This window comes from Humibacter ginsengisoli (assembly GCF_054780095.1).
The window spans coordinates 602,216-608,397 of the sequence record NZ_BAAGWZ010000011.1 but is presented as its reverse complement, the minus strand read 5'-3'; the positions used below and the strand labels follow the sequence as shown (position 1 = coordinate 608,397).

General features: G+C 61.8%; 4 protein-coding genes. 2 read left to right on the top strand and 2 right to left on the bottom strand.

The features are described from left to right. The first annotated feature begins 229 nt into the window (after positions 1 to 229). Positions 230 to 670 (top strand): hypothetical protein, encoded by a 441-nt coding sequence (locus ACYVI5_RS17035; protein ID WP_460581279.1) that lies wholly within the window; start codon positions 230 to 232, stop codon positions 668 to 670. 1,465 nt (positions 671 to 2,135) lie between these two features. Here ACYVI5_RS17035 and ACYVI5_RS17030 read toward each other — a convergent pair. Beyond that, a complete protein-coding gene (locus ACYVI5_RS17030; protein WP_460581278.1) occupies positions 2,136 to 2,336 on the bottom strand; it encodes a hypothetical protein in 201 nt (66 codons plus the stop codon). A gap of 334 nt (positions 2,337 to 2,670) precedes the next feature. Between ACYVI5_RS17030 and ACYVI5_RS17025 the strand changes: the two genes are divergently transcribed. Beyond that, a complete protein-coding gene (locus ACYVI5_RS17025) occupies positions 2,671 to 5,895 on the top strand; it encodes a LamG-like jellyroll fold domain-containing protein (RefSeq protein WP_460581277.1) in 3,225 nt (1,074 codons plus the stop codon). A gap of 14 nt (positions 5,896 to 5,909) precedes the next feature. On the opposite strand, the gene ACYVI5_RS17020 is transcribed toward ACYVI5_RS17025, so the two are convergent. Continuing rightward, complete coding sequence (locus ACYVI5_RS17020) at positions 5,910 to 6,077, bottom strand: hypothetical protein (RefSeq protein ID WP_460581276.1); 168 nt, start codon at positions 6,075 to 6,077, stop codon at positions 5,910 to 5,912. Between the last annotated feature and the right edge of the window lie 105 nt (positions 6,078 to 6,182).

Sequence of the window (6,182 nt, the reverse complement as noted above, 5' to 3'; positions counted from 1 at the left end):
GGTCTTCCCATATCGGACTCTCCGTTCAGGACTCAACTAACAGCCCTGCCACAAAGTCTGACGCGCGACAACGCGAACCAACGGCGGCGACTCCGGGGACAGCGGCGCACCACTGATCACCCACGTATCGCCGCCGAAACAATCGTTGCTCTCGCCGACCTCGCCAGGGCCGCAGTCTGGAGGGAATGGAACAAATTCCGCTGACGGGGGTGACAATCTCCATTCGGGGATGTTCGGTATTCATGTTCCATGGCTCGATACATGGAGCACCGACAATCTCGATCTTCTGAGCGCCGCGTTATCAGCCGCAGCTGCGCTCGCCGGAACGGCAAGCCTTGCACTAGACGCTTCAACGTTGCTCGGAAATCCGGCGGGGCCAGAGCTCGGGGATTCATTGGGCTGGGTGTCTGTGGGTCTGACCGGCGCGGCCGGCGTCGTCGACTGTGGCGTGCTCGACGCCGCAGTATCATGCGCGAGCGACGTCGTCGGCGTCGGGATCGGCAGCGTCGGTGGCATCTTCGGGTTGGGGGGCGTTGACGAAGGGATTGACTCCGCACTAACGGCAGCCAAGGTTGGTCATCTGGTCGCTAGCGCCGTCGGTGTCGACTGGGGATGGTTTGGGACCGCAGTTGCGGGTGGGCAGGCATATCATGACCGTGTAGCGCAGTAAGTGCGTCGAAAAGAAGGTCATGATGTGCGGCGGGGGAATATGAAAGCAGTGACGGCACTGCGAATGGCGCCATATTCGATCATTGCGTTTCTTGGATTTGGTGCTTTGGGATTTCTCCTCAGCTGGTTACAGAGTCCTCTTGCGGGTTGGTCGTGGCTACTTTGCCTCGTGGGATTCTTCTTTTACGGGTTCTGTCGCATAGGGGGCGCCGTCCTGCGCTCTAGAGAGTTCGCACGAGGATACACAACAATAAAAGCGTTCGCAGGCGAATATCGATACATTAAGAATACGTCCAAATTAGGATCAGACGACCTGGCCGGAGAAGGCACCAGATCCAGCAGTATTGACACGAAGATGCCGGTTCGCTCCGTAGAGACACCGCATCCGGAGTCACCTGCGTTGTTGAGCGCTCGACTCAAATATCGCCGCGTAGCGATTGGAACAATCGTTCTATTGGTTCTGGCTTGGATTGCGCTTATCGTCGTGCGGTTTTGGATGATCAAGGCTGGCGAAAATTCCGCGCTCGCTTTGGATTACGTACTGTTTCTCGGTGCCGGTTTCGTTCTTCTTTATGGTGGCATTGCGGCAACGCAGATATACATAGCGTCACGCGGTTATCGACGAGTACGGGCACGAGACGCGGGCCAATTGTTTCTTTCTCTTCGAAGTCCGGAGATGATAAGAGCGGCCATCGCTTCAAACCAGAGTACAATAATACGAACCTATATTGTGATCGGATTTGACGAATCCGGCATTCGGGTTTGGAACATAGCAGGTAGGCGTTCGAAGAGTCCCGCATACAAGATCGCTTGGTCTGACGTTATTAGGCTCGCGGACGCGGACGAGCAGTCTGAACGATCTCATAGTGGTGTCGCAGTTGTGGTCTCGATCGATGGGCGGGAACTTGCAATTCCCTTCCGAATTTGCAACCCATACATTCCCATTGTGCCGTCCGGGGGTGTATATCGAGCCCGGGTTATTTCACAGCTCTCTTCTGCATACGCTTCAAGCCCGGCTTAGCTTGCCGTCGAAGAAACGCCAATTGAATTCGGCAAGCGGGATCGTCGCCGGTTTGCTTCCGGACGGTCGAGATGTCGTGAACTTCTTAGGTGGACTCTAGAATGACACGATTGGGGACCGGCCCTAGTATCGCAATTGTCCTCGCGAGAGCCATCGCTCTATGGGTGATCGTTCCTGTGGGAGCCCTGACGTGGCTAGCTGTGATTGTGTGGTTCCGAGGGATCACTCTGGGCGCATTTCTTGGGTGGCTCGACTTGAATGCCGTCTGCGTATTAGAGCGGGCCATGTTGTTTCCTCAATTTGGAGTACCGGTCTCTGGCTGGACAGCGTGGCGCGATATTCGGACGGTCAAACATAGAATTGGTTGGTTGGATCTTCCGTAAGGAATCGCGGTGCGGTCGATGAGCGCGGACGTCGGTCTTCCACTTGTGGAGACCCTCCGGGTTCATTCGCTGGCGAGTGCCGCCGTGGGGAGGACGTTGTCGTCAGCTGCGTCGCGGACCGCGTCGAGCATCATCGCGTCGGTGACGGTCGGGCAGCCAAGCCCACACAGGTACGTGCAGCGATCTGCTCTCCCGCGAAGAAGGGCGTCGCCGCTTTCGGCGCGTTCTTCACCGGTCTGCCCGTCGCGGTCGCCCGCGTCCATCTCGGCCTGCGCAACCCATCAGCGCAGCGTTTCCGCACGATCGTCCTCCTAACGGGCGAAGGTTGCGAGCGCCCTCGGCCGTCAAGCGTCTCGGTCCTGTGCGTGAGAACGAATCTGCCAGCTCGTACCTGGAGCGTGGGATCAACCTCGTTCGGCATGGCGCCGTTCTTGCAACCCAGAAGGAACCGGCATCGAACCCGCACGGTCCAGGTTGGTTGACTGGGGCGTAAACGCTGCGGATATTGGCACCCCGAGTGCTATGTCCCCTGGACGGGTTCATGCTCTAGCGTCGGCGCCAGCCCATCTTGTTTGCGATGGGAGAGGTGCGGCAGGGATGTCTTTCAGTAAGCGAACAGTGGTCGCCGGTTCGGTTGTGGCGCTCAGCGTAGGGACGGGGCTTGTGCCGATCGCCGCATACGCGGTGGGTTCTGCGTCGACTCATCCGGGTCTGGCCGCGGGCGTGGTTGCGGATGCGTCGTCGGCGGGTTCGGAGGCGGATGCGTCGGCGATCGCTCGTGCGCACAATCACGTGGTGGTGGTGGATTCGGAGACGACGCCGACATCGCAGATCTCCGCGTTGCCGAACGGGTCGTTCCAGTACGAGGCGGATTCGGTTCCGGTGCGGGTGAAGCGAAACGGTGCGTGGGGCAAGATCGACACCGCGTTGACGCGGCTGAGCGATGGCCTGTGGGCGCCGACGGCGTCGGCGGCGCAGGTGCGCTTCGGTTCCGGCGGTTCGAACGTGCTCGACAAGGTGCAGACTGCTGGCGGGGACTGGGTCACCGAGACGTGGCCGTACGGGAACCTGCCGACACCGTCGGTGTCGGGCTCCACTGCGACCTATGCCGACGTGCTGCCTGGTGTTGATGTTCGTCTGACGGCTACGGCGTCGGGCATGTCGGATGTGCTCGTGATCGACTCGGCTACGGCGGCGTCGAACCCGAAGCTGCAATCACTGAGCCTCCCGGTTTCGGGGGCGACGATGGCGGCTGGGACGGCGGACACCGCGAAGGCACGTGCGGCGGATGGTTCCGCGGTGGTGTCGGCGTCTCCGTTGTGGTGGGACTCCTCGGATGGGTCTAGCGCGAAGGGCCCACACGGGGACGCGCCGGTGCGCCCCTTGCAGCATTCGACTGATGCGCACGGTGTGACGATGAACATCGCCTCCACGATCGCGGCGGCGAAGCCGATGTACCCGGTGTTCGTGGACCCGGACTGGTCGACGGGGGCGAACGCGTACTGGTTCACCGACGCCGCGTATCCGAACCAGTCGTATCTGAACGGCAACTATGCCGACGGGATCCAGGCCGTGGGCGTGTACGACCCTTACCGGTCGGACATGTTCTGGCAGTTCCCGATGGGCGCCGTCGCCTACAAGCACATCCTGAGCGCGGTAGTAGACACCACCCAGGTCTGGGCCGGCACCTGCTCGCTGTCACCGATCAGCGTTCACCTTTATGGGAACAACGGCCCGCAACCGGTGGGGTTCACCTGGAATCAGGAGCAGTCCTGGTCCGGGCAGTGGTGGGGTGCCGAGGATGACCAGAACCCAACCGCGGGTTGCCCTGGTCAGGGCGCAGGTGCGGTGGGCTGGAATGTGACTCCGGGGGTTGCGTTGTACGCGGAGTATGCGGATCCGAATATTCAGTTCGGTTGGACGTACGACAACCCGAACAGCAACTATTCGCGTCGGCACTATTCGCAGTCCGCGGCCCTGATCGTCACGTACAACACGCCTCCGAACACGCCGACGAACCCGGTGATGACGTCGCCGCCGCGCGGGTGTGAGTCGTCAACGTCACCGACGGCGGTGAACGGCAACGAGCCGATCACCCTGCAGGTCTACGTGACCGATCCGGATGCCGGCCAGTTAGTGAACACCGCTTTCTACGTCGCGGATGGTTCAACCCTGGCGCAGGTATGGCGTGGTGGTGTCCCTGATCAGGCGCAGGGCAACGCCGCGGCCACTGTTCCTGCGGGCACCTTGAGCAACGGAAAGACCTATGCGTGGCGAACTCAGTCGGGCGATGAGATCGACCTCTCACCTGGGTTCAGTCCGTGGTGTTACTTCACGGTTGATGACGTGGCGCCGGTGGTGCCGGTGTTGCCGGCGGGGCCTATCAAGGGTCTTACGGTGGGTACGGCGGCGAGTGTGGCGGTCACTCCGGGTGGTGCGGTGGGTGACGCGGCGGAGTTCGAGGTGTGGGTGAGGCCGGGGACGGCCTCGAGCACACCGCCGGTTCCGGGCGGTCAGACGACTTTGGTGTTGCCGGCTTGCGGTGCGGTGCAGGGTGGCGCGGTGTTCGTGTGTCCGGGCTCGGGCGGGACGGCCACGGCGTCGGTGGCGCCGGTGGATGTGACGAGCACGGTATGGGCGACCGCGATCGATGCTGCGGGGAACATGTCTGCACCTGTGGGAGTCGAGCTGGACGCGGCGGGCGCATCAGAAGCCGGGGCGCATGGCTGGCATTTGCAGTCGTATGCTGCGGGAGCTTTACCGACGACTCTGACGGACGATAACACCGCCGCGGGAAGCGGATTGGCCAGCGAAGCTGATCTGGCTGTTGGTAATGGCATAGATCCGACGAGGACGGATACGGTGCCGACGGCGGTGAGCGCATCGGATGTGCTTTCGCTCTCCGGTCTCGTGCTGGTGACCCGGCAGTACAACGGCACGTATCACGGGGCGAACACCGAGGGTGACATCATGCCTGGCTACCACCATGAGGTGGGTGAGGACGGGCAGATCCTTCCGGTCTCCAGCGGCGGTGTCTCACCGTGGGGTGGGTCCACGATCGAGATCTATTTGTGTACGTTCCCGGATGGGCAGACGATGCTCTCCTCGAACTCCGGATGTGAGGGCACGGGTGCCTCGGCGACTCCGATCGGTTACTCGTTCTCGTCGCAGCCGACCGCGTTCGGTGTCACCTCTGAGCACATTTACCGGTGCACACTCGGCGCGGATCACATGACCACTATCAGCCCGACGTGTGAAGGCTGGAACAAACCGGCGGATGGTCAGTTGGGCTGGTTCCTCACTTCGGGCACGATCCATACGGCTGCGCAGGCGATCGACACGACGAAGAGTTTCACGGTGTCCGCGTGGGTGAAGCCGGCGATCGTTGCATCGCCGATGTGGCACACGATCCTGGCGGAGTCCGGCCCGGCGAGTTCCGGGTTCTATCTCCAGGAAGACAACAGCGGGCACTTCCAGTTCTGCTTGAACGCGCAGACCGCGAACCCGACGATGGTGTGTGCCCGCGCGTCCGACCCGGTCACGGCCGGGAAATGGATGCTGGTCACTGGTATCTACGACCCCGCGAACCAGCAGGTGCGGCTCGTCCTCGGTGGCACGCTGACAGGCTCGTCAACCGTCGCAACCCGTGCACCAGTCAGTGGTGAGGTGTCAGCGAACGGCCCGATCACGGTCGGTTCCGCCGAGACGCAGACACTCAGCGTGGATCAATGGGACGGATACATCGCCGACCCCGTTGCCATCCCCGCAGTGATCGACTCCGCCCAACTCACGAACCTCTACTACGAAACCCCCATCGACTAAACCGACGGGGTCAGTCAGGAGCGTTCGATGTCGTCCAGTGCGTCGTAGAGTTCGCGATCGGATGACGCGTCGATGCCCGCGCGGACATGGCCGCCCTCGAACACCGGTAGCTCGACCTCCGCGCTAGTCGCCGCAGCGAGATGTTCACGCAACGCTTCGTCGACGTAGCGGTCCAGGGTCACTTCGCGTTCGCCTCGAGGAGCGCGTCGTCGATGGAGAGCGTGATGCGCATGGAGCGGATTCTGCCGCATGGCCACTGCCACGAAGCGAACGAAGCCGAACCGTAC